The following is an 11,963-nucleotide window of genomic DNA, read 5'->3' on the forward strand; positions in this document are numbered from 1 at the left end:
GATTAAGATTGTTTGTTAAAGTTCGCCGTTCTCCTGCCACTCATATTGCAGTACGTTGGCGTCTTTTTCTTGGTCGTAATCAACTTTTAAATCATACCCTTTAAAGAACCAGTTATCACCCTGTTCGATGTAGTAGGTAACACCGTCCTTCTTCAAATTTACCCCGACTTGGTGTGGATCAAGCACTCGAGCCAGCCCCAACGAAAAGCCCTGGTGAACTTTAGTTTTGCCATAAAGCTTGCCGTAAAAACGAATTGCGGCAGTCTGATTGCCACCTACTGCCATTTCGTCCTCGAACCACTGACTCGCTGCATCCGTAATCATTAATTTCATTATTAAGGCCTCCTGAGCACCTAATCTAAAGGGATTATCAACACTTAAAGGGTATCATGAATACAATCAATTGTCCACAATTTAAACATACACAATCGTCACACGAATCAAGCATCAATAACAAAATAATTAGTTTTCTAACCATTTTGCCATTTACTTTTCATTTTCACTCTGATATAGTTTCATTAACCTAATTGATCAGGCCCAGTTTAGTTGGACCATTTCATTGACCACCCGTGCTTAGAACCACGAGGCGCTTTGTTTTGACTCATTTTGAGCTTGGTCGTTAGGATAATCTTAAGAAAGGCAATTGAAGCATTACATAAATCACATTAATTTTTAAGAAATGGAAGTGTACATATGGAAAATACCACATCAACTTTAACCGCGAGTAAGACAATCGAACGTGACCCGATTAAAACTGTTATCTTAGCTTCAATGATTGGTACTGCAATTGAATTCTTCGACTTTTACGCTTATGGTACCGCAGCCGCCACTTATTTCCCCAAGGTTTTCTTCCCAGAGGTTACACCCACCATTGCCATGATTTTAAGTTTGTTAACCTTCGGGGTAGCTTTCGTTGCCCGACCACTTGGCTCACTGATTTTCGGTCACTTTGGTGATAAATTAGGTCGAAAACGCTCACTGGTTGTTTCTTTATTATTAATGGGTGTTTCAACGGTCTTGATTGGTGTCTTACCAGGCTATGCAGCCTTAGGAATGGGTTCAATCGTCTTACTTTGTCTTTGCCGTTTCATTCAAGGTATCGGCCTTGGCGGTGAATGGTCAGGTGCCGTTTTAGTCGCAACTGAAAACGCGCCAAAGAACAAGCGTGCTTTGTTCGGCGCCTTCCCAGAACTTGGCGCACCAATTGGTTTCTTCCTTTGTAACGGACTTTACTACATACTTGAATCATCTTTCACACCAGCCCAAATGGCTAGTTTCGGCTGGCGGATTCCTTTCTTAGCCTCAGCTGTACTCGTTGTGGTTGGCCTCTGGGTTCGCCGTCGGATGCAAGAAACACCACTTTTCCGCATGGCACAACAGAACGAAAAAACCACTAAAGCACCTTTAGTAGAAGTTTTCCGCAAGAGCTGGCGTCAAGTGCTCCAAGGCACATTAACCATGGCTGTTTCTTACACGTTCTTCTTCCTACTCTCAACTTGGTCACTTAGCTACGCCACAACCGCATTAGGTTTCTCAAACAAGGAATGGTTGCTCTTATTGATGGGCTCCATCATCATCTTTGGTGGTATGATTCTTTATTCGTCCATCATGGCTGATAAATACGGTCGTCGTAAAGTATTGATGACCGGTACTGGCTTAATCGTTTTATTTGCCCTCATCTTCCCATTCTTTTTGAATGGCCAACATAACGTGGCCGGTAGTTTATTCTTCCTGCTCGCTGGGTTCCTTGCAATGGGCGTGGTTTACGGTCCGGTTGCAGCACTCCTGCCTGAACTATTCCCAACCAGCACCCGTTACTCTGGCGCTGGCATCGCCTACAACGCAAGTGCTATCATCGGTGCAGCCTTTGCGCCAACCTTAGCTTCATGGTTAGTTGGTCAATGGGGCATCCACGCAGTTGGTTTCTACCTCGCCATCATGGCGGTCGTTTCCTTCATTGCTTTAGCAACGACTAAAGAGACTAAAGAAATGGATTATACTAAGTAACTATTATATAACCTCGCAAAAAAGCGTCCTGAACAAAAGTTCAGAACGCTTTTTATGTTTAGTTAACTAATTGCTAAGCCAAATAAGTTGTCATTAGTCTTCTCGCTTACGCTTCTTACCTAATCCAACAAGACCAAGCATTGATAAACCTAGCAAGCCAATCAATGAAGCAGTTTCAGTTTGACTTTCACTTGTTTGTGGTAATTTCTTGGCACTAGTCTCATCAACTGACTGTTCAGCAGTTGATTGTAGCTGCTGGCCATTGCTTGTTGCAGTGGCAGTCTTAAGATAGGCCTTCTCAGATGTTGCCGATTTCAGTGGCGTATTTTCGACTGAAGTCGTGGCCTTTTTACCGTTCATCGGCTTACCCATCGGAGTCGTTGCCGGCGTTTCGTCTGGGGTGACGGATTCTCCGACTACTGGCGTTGACGGCGTCACTTCTTGTGCCGCAGTTGGTTCAGGTTCAGGCGTTGGCGTTTCAACTACTGGATTAGCAGTGTAGTAAACCGTTGCCGTTACAGGTGCTGGGTTCATCTCAGCTAAAGCTGGTACTTCAACTTGATCCGGCGTCATACCGGCCACGTTGGCGCTCTTCACTGCAGGGAACGTGCTACCGGTTTCAACAGATGGTGTCCACGCTGTGTATGTGATGACGGGCTTGCCATCAGTTGTATAGCTCACGTGAGCAGTTCGAACAAACTTCAGAGTTTGCTTAATGCTTGGTGCGACCGTCTTCCCTGTCGTCTTATCAATGAAACGAACCGTTTCGGTCACGATTCGATTTAAGTCAGTGGTCGAGATACCAACTGGGTAAGTCAAGCCATCTGGACCATCGGGATCCATTGGAGTCCCTTCATCTTTAGGACCAATTGGGTCGTTTGGTGACGCGGGTTCGTTAGGTCCCACCGTATACTCTGGATAATACGTGACCACGTATTTCACAGGTGCTGGCTGCGTTTCAGTCAGTGCATCAATGCTGGCCGTTTCAGTGACCATGTTTTCAATGTCCGGCGTCACTTGTTTGAAGAATGTGTCCCCGGTATCCTTTGAGGCCACCCAAGCTGAATACGTCACCTGTGGTGTCCCGTTAACATCGTAACTCACCGAAGCTGATCGACTAAAGCGCAGCGTCTGCTTAGAGGCACTAGCCACTTTTTGCCCCGTTACACCATCGACATAGTAAATTGTTCGAGTGGCAGTTGCATTCAGGTTTTGATCTTGAAGACCTTCAGGCACTTCAGGACTACCTGGAATAGCAGGCTTAGCCGGTGTTTCACCATCAGCTGGTGTCCCAGGATCAATTGAAGCCGCTGGCGCAACTGGTTGATCTGGGGTCACTGTGTAATCTTGATAATAGTACACCGTCAAACTAACTGGTACTGGCCAAGTTTCCGTGACGGCATCAACAGTCGGCATATTGCTCGTGTAACCGTCAATTTCAGGTGATTTAACGGCACGAAAAGTATCGCTCTCAACTGGTAACCAATCACTGTAAACGACAGTTCCTTGCCCATTTTTATCAAACGAAACGTTAGCCGTACGGTAGAACTTAAGCGTTTGCGTTACGGATTCATGGACTGGTTCGCCTGTTTTACTATCAATGTAGTTGATGGTTTCAACTGCCGTAGTCGTTAAGTCCGCTTCCGTCACACCGGCAGGATAAACAGGTGTGTGATCATCTGGGGTATGCTTACCATCCGTTGGGACTAATTGATCACCCGGATTCTTCGGTGAAACTGAAGGATCACTCGGATCAGTCGGCGTAATTGGTGTCACAGTGACGTTCGTAGGATAGTAGTTCACAGTTAAATGTAATGAGATCGGTGTTTTCACCGTCATTTGATCAACGACTGGCGTTGTCGTATACATCTGGTCGACATCAGGACTGGTAACGGCATCAAAAGTAACCGGTGTCCATGCATCATAACTAACAGCTGGCTTATGATCGATAACTGAATATGACACATGTGCGTTTCGGGTCATGTTCACCGTTACGTTCTTAGTTAACGGTTGACCTGCCGCATCAGTTAGAACATCTCCGGTGACACCATTCACATAGGTAATCGTCTCAGTGACCTGACGCGTCAAATATTCTGACGTTAACCCTTCTGGTGCATTTGGGACGTTTTCATCACCAGTTACTGAAGGGACTAACGAATCTCCAGGGTTAAGTGGTCCCTGAACTTGACTTGGATCATCTGGATCGACTGGTGTGCCAGGGGTTACGGTATATTCAGCTGGATAGTAGTACACCGTCTCTGATACGTCAGTTGGTACTGTCTCAGTAATTTCACTGTTGCTTTCAGTTGTTGTAAACATTCCATCAACAACCGGTGTATTTAACTCATGATAAATGTTGCTATCCAGATCTGCTGGTGTCCAGTTATCATAAGTTACTTTAGGTGAACCGTCTTGGTTGTAACTCAAATGACCAACTCTGTTGAAGTAGATCGTTTGAATACCCGTTTTAGCGACTGAGGTTTGCTTGTCGATACCACTCAAATATTGAATCGTTCGCGTCGAAGTCTGGTTTAAATCAGTGGCAGTCAAGCCAGTACCATCTGGATTATCCGGTGAAGTCGTGTTTTCAGGATAAAGCGGACTGTTAGGGTCATCCGGATTAATTGGCGTGCCTGGTGTCACAGGTTGATCTGGCTGTATGGTAATATCGCCGTAGTAGTAGACCGTGGCAGTCACGTCGATTGGGAAAGTTTCCGTCATGGCATCAACCTGTTTCAAATCAGCAAGTTTACCATCAATCACTTGTGGCACGGTTACCGATTCAAATTGTTGATCAGCCGTCGTTTTAGGCGTCCACTTGCCGTAAGTGACTGCGGTGCTGCCATCTTGGTTCCAGACAACGTGGGCATTCCGAACAAAGTGCAACGTGTTACCTGTGGTTGGTGCTTGCAGCGTTGCATTTGTCATGCCATCAACGTAACGAATTGTTTCAGTAGCAGTTGTATTGAGGTCATCGGCACTGACGCCCGCAGGATAAACTCGTGGATCATTAGGATCAGTTGGTGTAACGTTATTCCCCTCGCCCGCTGGATTCTCCGGGGTAATGTCAACTGAATTAGGATAGTAGGTCACAACAACCGGCTTATCACTTGCCAAAGTCACGGTACCATCCGCGGCAGTGGTTGAAGTTGCATAGGCAGCCACCGACTTATCTTTGGTGATCAAGCAAGCAATAACCGGATTCGTGACAGCGGAGATGGTTGAGCTTACTACGGCGCCATCTTTGCCTGGTGCAACTGTCCACTGGCCTGGCGTTGCAGTTGAAGTGCCATCCAGATTGAAGTTTACCGTGTAGCTACGTTGGTAGTTCACCGTGATCGTCTTCGTAGGCGCCACCGTGTTGCCGTTTTGGTCAACATAACTAATCGTTTCAGTAACGGCCTGATGCATATCTTCGTTAGTAATGCCACTAGCCGGGAAAAGTGGACCAGCTGGATTGCTTGGATCAAGTGGTTCGTTAGGGTCCTTAGGGCTATCTGGATTATCAGGTGTTAACGTCACCGTTTCTGGGTAATAGTAAACATCATAATTCAAATCATCCGACGTCCCATTAACCGTTTGAGCTGGGATATTCGTCGTCATCGTGAAGAACTTGGTGCCTGCAGGAATTACTAAACCAGTCTTACTCGTTTCATCTGCATCGCTTGTTACTTCAACTGGTACATCGATTGCGACCAAGTTCTCAACCGACCAATCGCCGTACACAACTTGTTTATCATCCGGTGCATCCGGGTTGATATTGACTTGTGCTCCACGTGTAGAGGTAACCGAAACTTGTTCACCACTGATTGCCAATGGTTGACCAGTAGCACCATCAATATAATGAATGGTTTCTGTGATCACCCGTTCCAGTGGCTCAACGGTTACACCTTCTGGAATATTGCCATTTGGAATTAGATTCTGAATAGAACTCTTATAAACGACCGTATCGACGTAGCTACCAGAAGTAGCATCAAGTGTTGGATCAGTGGCAACGGCGCCATATTGACCATTAGTGATGGTCCCTTGAGTTGTCGTGTTCGCAGTATCATAAACCTTATCAGTAAATACTGGAATACTAAAAGCTGGATAATCTGCATTTTGACCGTCCGCTAATTCCCAGTTGCCGTAGCTGACCGTTGGATTAGCGGGATCAACACTGTAGTCGACCGTGGCGTTGCGTTGGTAATGTACCGTTGCAACCTTATCATCCGTAACCTGCTTGCCATCACCATCAACAAAGTGGATCGTTTCCGTAAAGGTTTTATTCAAATCAGTTGCAGTCACCCCTGCTGGGTAAACTGGACTATCGGGATCATCTGGCACCACTGGTTCATTAGGATTCTTAGGACCTTGTGGGTCATGTGGATTGACCGTAACTTTAGTATTGTAGTATTTAACCGTCACATCGGCCGGTGCACTGTCTGGTGTAACACCATTCACTGCGGGAACGGTCTTCGTCACAGTAAACATATCAGTAACATCCGGACTCGTCACTGCCGCAATTGCTTGCGTACTTGGAGTCCAATTTGAATAAGTGACTGTGCCATCTGCGTTATTGGTACGGCTTCGGGTAAAGGTCACGCTTGGCGTTGCATCATCTGCAACTGTCTTGCCATCAATACCACTAATATAATGGACTGTTTCCGTTACCGTCTTGGTTAATTCATCCGCGTAGGCACCTGGATGCTGTGTCGTGAAAACGTTTCGCGTATAAGTCACTGGCACAACTTCATTAGTTGGTAAAGTAGTAACTGGCGACGTAGTGATGCTTTCGGCTGCAACAGTGGCAACATCAGGTACGAATTGTGCGATAACTGGTGAGGTGACTGCTGAATATGCAGAGTCTTGTGTGTACGTGATGTAATCTGCTGGTGTTGCGCCATCTTGCGCCGCCTTATAAACGTCAATATCTTCTGTCCAGTTAGCAGTCTGAGTCTGAGTTGGTGCTGCCGTAGTACCTTCTGTAGTATCGGCATAAGTGTAATTGATTGTTCGAGTGGTGGTAACCGGCAATTGTTCATGGGCATGGTGGACTTCGATCACGTAAGTTTGGCCGGGGGCACCGGTAAACGTTTCGATTGCTTCGTTCTCAGTCCCACTGATTGATCCATTTTCCGCTTTTAATGCGGTTGGTGTTTGAACGACTTCCAACGCAAATAGTTCGTTATTTGTCTCTGGATCAGTAACTAACGTCGTAAAGTCAGTTGATCGAGTGCTAAATGAGGTGCCCACAGTCGAAATTGTCCCAACAACCTTGTTGTTATCATCAACATCAACGTATTGAACGTGAATCATGATGTCCGTGTAATCAATGTGACGAACCACTGCCGTGTTGGCAGCGGTCACAATGCTGGTATCAGCGACAGCTGTTCCATCAATTGTAGTTGTCACCTTCGCACTATAACCGCCCGGTGTCTTACGGCCATTCATTGGTAAAACAGTCAGTGATTTACTCTGATCATCCGTCCCAGCTGTGACACCCGTGGCGTTGGTTGTCCATGTGCCAGGGGTCACCTCGCCAGTCACGTTATCAACGGTTGCCGTTCGATAGAACATGATCGATGGTTCGGTCGTTTGGGTGTTCACCGGATCACCAAAAATGTTCGTAACCGTAACAGCATGCGTCAGATCGGTAGCAGTCGTGCCAACAGCAGTACCTGGTGTCGTTGGCGTATAAGTCGTCGTGCTGTGGGTCAAATGAATATCAAAGGTTTGAGAAACCTTTGATGTCGAGTCGGCGACCGTATCAAAAATCTTACTTGCATCACCAGCGGTTGCATAGCCGTCTGAAACTAAAACATAACCGGCATCTGTATAGGCTTTGATTGCCGCAGCTGAATCATAGACCATCGCATCACCGGCAATTCCCTTAATGGCGTCCGTTTTTAGCGTTGTTTTGGTGGTATCATCGATAAAGTTAACCGCCGCCTGTTCGTTATCAACCGCATATACGATCGCCGTATCCTTAACGGCACTAGTAGGTGTCGGTGCTTTGTAACCCTGAGTTGCATCGGCAGCGTTAACTGGCGTTAATGCAGTACCGTTGACGGTTGCTACGTAGCCTTTAACGTAGGGAATGACTTGTTGGCTTTCATCAACTTTAGTTGGATCGGTGGTACTGTTCGTGTAACTAATTGGTGCTACCTGAGTAGTTGTCCCACTAAAAGTATACTTAGCAACCGGCGTGTATGTGACCGTAACTGTTGCAGATGTTGGCAAAACAACTGAGGCTGCTGGTGTTGCAGCGGTTTGTGCTGCTACAGTCGCTTTATCAGCGACGTATCCCGTTTCAATCGGTGTGGTGACAGCCGCAAATGCAGCATTAGATGACGTCCAAGCACCGTAAGTAACGGCCGGTTTAGCGACGGTACCAGCCGACGTTGCATTTCGCTTATAGTTCGCTGTTTGTGTTTTACCAGCTGGCGCGGCAGTACCGTCAGCCATGACGTACTTGATAACCCGACTAACAGAGGTTTGTTGCAGCGCAGCAGCGATACCTGGCGTATCACCGAGTGAGTTGTTTTCGATAGCAACCACGTTAGCTGACCCAGCAAATTTAGCTGATTGAGCCGCCGTAAGTTGCCAAGTTCCAGCTGCGGTTACAGTGGTTGCAACACTCACACTGCCATCCACAGTGCGCACCGTGATCGTATCGCCAGCGGCTGTACCCGTCCCACCAATTAAGGTCGTGGTGTTATTGGCAAGGTTAACGCTTCGTGTATTAATAACTGGTTTCAGGACCTGGGCCTTACCAACTGCTAAGTCACCTAACTGAATTCGTAACTTAACGTAATTCACGCCTAAATCACCTGCAGCTGCGCCTCGAATGGCGATGTCTTGCATGATGACCATGCTACCGTTGATAGCAAGATTCCCTGAGGAAACGTTCGCACCAACATGTAACCCAGCGGCATCCATGTAGGCATAGTTATTGGTAGGACCATCGTAATTTTGTGCCCGGCCATTATTTGTCCCCGTAGACGTTTGATTATTGATCAACACGAGGCCATAAGTTTGCAACCGACCGGCCATGGCAGGTCCATTATTCACTTGGAACAATTGAATCGTAGAACCCGTCACAAGTTTAACAACGGAGTTCTTAGTTAACGCAATTTGGCCGTTGACCATCCGTGTATTGGTAGCTTGAACAGTGTAGTTGCGCAACTGCCAAGGATCGTAATTAAAGGAATTTAAGACATCATTCGTTGCACTCGCATTACCAACCTGTAGCGTACTGATGTACACCCCATTTTTCAACACAAAATTAGTCCCACCATCACCTGATACCGTCAAGTGAGTGGTGTTTGTCATCGTTGACTTAGACAGTGCCGTCACATCAACGAAATTAGGGTTGACTGCCGAAACAGTGGCGGTGGTTGTCCCGGCCCGGTTAGTGACGGCCAAGCCATTAATGGTTTTTGCGCTACCGGTTGCATTCGTATCAGTAGTCGTTTTGTCGGTTATCGCTTCCGCCGAGTTATTTGTCGCAGTACTCTTGTCATCGGTTGAAGTCGTTGCATCAACGTTATTTTCGCTAGTAGTCTGAGTTGGTTGAGCAGTTTCAGGCTGAGTGGTGTCCGTTGCTGCTTCTGGAACAGTTTCGTTATTCACTGCACTGTCACTATTATCGGTCTGAGTATCCGAAGTAGTGTTTGATTCAGGTGTCGTTTCTGTCGCTGTGGCCTGTGAAGTTGCCTTTGCTGCACTTTCTGCGTCACTGGTACTCGACGTTAAAGTCGTCGTGGGTGCCGTTAAGTTACTGCTGTCCGTAACTGCACTAGTGTCCGCAGTTTGGTTGTCGTCGCTGGCGTGAGCCGTAGTTGGTGCCACGTAAGTCGTCAAGCCAATCGCAAATGCAACCGTAGTTACACCAGCAACAACCCAATGACTCCCAGCTTTATATAGTTTGTAGCGATTCGTTGTCGTTTTTGTATCTTGCGCAAGGCGCTCCCGTTTCTTGTTAATCTGGTCTCCCATTGTTGTCAGCCATCCTATGATTTATTATAGCCGCAACTTTTTAGTTTACTGCGCCAATTGAGTTCCCATTAAACCTGACCGGACTCCCCAGTACAATCAGATTGCTCAATCAGCAAAACCAAGTTCTATTTTTCCAAAATAAAACCTGTTTTTCTCCAAATAAAATCAATATTACTCATACCTGCTTCTTAATCAGGTGATAATATACCATTCAGATTTTGGGACGACAACGCTTATTTTGAATCTTGTATTTAAAACTGATTGTGAAACACCTAAAATCGTTGATATATCAAGCCATTCACTTTCATTCCCAATTTTTTTGAAAAAATCTAAAAAAATGGAATTGCTATTTTACATTTTTATGCCTTTATCAACAAGTTTATAATACCGTCATATCAGTGTTTTTCTAATCTTTTCTTAATTATATTTAAAAATGAAAGCAATTAGTTAAATACTCATTTACAAAAAAATCATACAACTAAAAAAGCCCTTAATTGACCATATCGGCTCAACTAAAGGCTTAGCTTTCTTTGCTTATTTCAATTTAATCAACACTTATTACTTCAAATCGGCCAGAAATTGGTCAAATCCTTCACGACGATATAATTGTTGATTACAACGTATACTATCATGACAGATATAGTTACCTTTTTTAGTGTAACGGCCCTCACTGCCCTTTTTGCTGATTGCAGTGAACAGCGAGACGTTTGATTCTTGATGACAAATCGTACAGAACCCCTTGATCACAGAAACTGATAAATCGCCGTATACACCCGCCAGTTTGTTGTCATCGTAATACAACATATACTTGCGCTGTGTAGCAATATCGTTCCAGCCGATAAAAGTCTGTTCACTCAGCTCAAGCGCATTGAAGTTAGGCTGCTTGAGTTTTTTAACTTTACGAAAGACCTTTTCAACTTGTTTGCTGGTTGGTACCGCAAACGGCACCACATTATCCTTAAACGTGGCCCAGAACTTATTGGCTGCTTCTCGACGGAGCTGATGGTTAAGGGCCACACCAAGTAAGCGGTCAGCTTCAGGCTGATCCGCTGGGATAATCTGGTGAATCCGTTCGACTGCAAGCGACTGGACAGCATCCACTGTTCGCGGATCGTTTACCGACTTATAATTATCAATCAGATTGTTCACAATGTGTCGTAGTTCCATGTACTGATATGGTTGTAAATTTAATGTCATTAGAATTCCTCTTTTTCTAAGCGTGAATCACCAAGAAAGAGAATTCTCAATTAGTGATTCGGTTATCGGCCAACAACCGAATCTACAGAAGATACGTGACGTACCATTCTATCACCCCCTGTGTGCTGAGGTAGTATAGCAAAAAAACGAATCTGTGGCAATCTTGTGGCTATGATGGCCCAAAGAATTTAATTGCTTTCCTTTAACGCCAACATAGTTGATGACTGAAATTTGCCAACGATATCATGAATAGCCATTAAATTTTCCGACTCTCGATTCAACAACCACTCGCGCCAAATCGCATAAACGCCGGCACTCATAAAGGCAATCCAATAACGTTGCTGTGTCTTAGGTAACTGTTGCCAAACTTGATTTTGATCATAATAACGCCGCATACCGTCGTTAAAGAGTTGTTGAATTAAATATTCATAATGTCTGTCAACTGCCAGTTTAAGCTCATGCGACAATGTTTCGAAAAAATGGTCAATTTCGGTTAATTTTTCTTCAGTTGGTACTTGGTTGATCACATCATCAAAAACCTGATTGATTTTAGACGCAAAATACTTTAAGATCACATCCGCTGTTGTTTCGAAGTTTCGATAAAACGCCATGCGACTAACCCCAGCTCGCTTCACCAGAGCTGTTACTGTGATTTCACCCAAATCCTTTGTCTCCAACAATTGAAATAATGCCGTTGTGATATAGGCTTGGGAATCTTCTTTAATTTGTTGCGCGTGCTTCGTCGCTGACATAGCAATTTCTCCAATCTGTCACAGATG

5 protein-coding genes are annotated in these 11,963 nt (G+C 45.3%); 1 reads left to right on the plus strand and 4 read right to left on the minus strand.

Annotation, left to right across the window (positions count from 1 at the left end; genetic code table 11):
- Positions 1 to 15: 15 nt before the first annotated feature.
- Entirely contained in the window at positions 16 to 333 is a 318-nt protein-coding gene (locus FD04_RS03360) for a HesB/YadR/YfhF family protein (RefSeq protein WP_054699398.1), read from the minus strand.
- 360 nt (positions 334 to 693) lie between these two features.
- Between FD04_RS03360 and FD04_RS03365 the strand changes: the two genes are divergently transcribed.
- Positions 694 to 2,007 carry an MFS transporter gene (locus tag FD04_RS03365; RefSeq protein WP_056946991.1) on the plus strand — a complete coding sequence of 438 codons (1,314 nt, stop codon included), beginning with the start codon at positions 694 to 696 and terminating at the stop codon, positions 2,005 to 2,007.
- A gap of 93 nt (positions 2,008 to 2,100) precedes the next feature.
- Here FD04_RS03365 and FD04_RS03370 read toward each other — a convergent pair whose 3' ends face one another.
- The 3 genes from FD04_RS03370 to FD04_RS03380 form a co-directional block, all read right to left on the minus strand.
- Positions 2,101 to 9,987, minus strand: coding sequence for a mucin-binding protein (locus tag FD04_RS03370; RefSeq protein WP_056946994.1), 7,887 nt, complete (start codon positions 9,985 to 9,987; stop codon positions 2,101 to 2,103).
- A gap of 558 nt (positions 9,988 to 10,545) precedes the next feature.
- Positions 10,546 to 11,184, minus strand: coding sequence for a FusB/FusC family EF-G-binding protein (locus FD04_RS03375; RefSeq protein ID WP_056946997.1), 639 nt, complete (start codon positions 11,182 to 11,184; stop codon positions 10,546 to 10,548).
- A gap of 188 nt (positions 11,185 to 11,372) precedes the next feature.
- Positions 11,373 to 11,936 carry a TetR/AcrR family transcriptional regulator gene (locus FD04_RS03380; protein ID WP_056947000.1) on the minus strand — a complete coding sequence of 188 codons (564 nt, stop codon included), beginning with the start codon at positions 11,934 to 11,936 and terminating at the stop codon, positions 11,373 to 11,375.
- Positions 11,937 to 11,963 lie beyond the last annotated feature (27 nt).

It is taken from the genome of Secundilactobacillus odoratitofui DSM 19909 = JCM 15043, assembly GCF_001434895.1.
In the GTDB taxonomy this organism is placed as follows: Bacteria; Bacillota; Bacilli; order Lactobacillales; family Lactobacillaceae; genus Secundilactobacillus; species Secundilactobacillus odoratitofui.